This is a genomic window from Campylobacter sp. US25a, from assembly GCF_004379075.1.
GTDB lineage: Bacteria > Campylobacterota > Campylobacteria > Campylobacterales > Campylobacteraceae > Campylobacter_D > Campylobacter_D jejuni.
Genome location: NZ_RYYM01000081.1, coordinates 1 through 586, shown reverse-complemented (window position 1 = coordinate 586; position 586 = coordinate 1). Strand labels below are relative to the sequence as shown.

The 586-nt window shown below is 37.0% G+C and carries 1 protein-coding gene; it reads right to left on the bottom strand.

All coding sequences use genetic code 11. The annotated features are described in order from the left end of the window. On the bottom strand, window positions 1–586 hold a 586-nt coding region (locus ELQ12_RS09830), incomplete at both ends, for a flagellin hook IN motif-containing protein (RefSeq protein ID WP_279586143.1).

The following is a 586-nucleotide window of genomic DNA, read 5'->3' as shown; positions in this document are numbered from 1 at the left end:
TGAAGAAAATCCTGAACCTTTTGTACTCATCCAATCAGCAATACTACCAGCTGCTCCACCAGTACCAGAAACGATAAACTTACCACCATTGATAGAATTAAATCCCATAGCATCTGCTATTTGACCATTGATTTGACCTTTTGATTCTCTTAAAGAAACAGAAGATTGAGAAATATGCTGAGACTTATCAAACCCAGCTGCAGTCAGATTAGTTCCTCCCACATCGATATCTCTACCATCATTTTTAACCAAAGATAAGCGACCATAGTTTTCCATTTGACCAGCTTTAATACCTGAATTTACACCTATGCTACCATCAATTTTAATCCCTCTACCATCAGCAGAAGTAAGAACTAACTTACCATTCTCATCTTTAGAAGCTTGAACACCTGTAGTATCTTTTACCGCATTGATAGCTGAAACTAAAGCACCGTTTTCATCACCATCTTTGTAATCTACTTGTCCAATTACAACACCATTGATAGCAAAACTAGCATCGGTTGAACCCGCTAAGATAGAATGCATACCTACAGTTTGAACATTAAAACTAGCTCTAACGCCAGTTTTATCTGCATTTCTATTAATC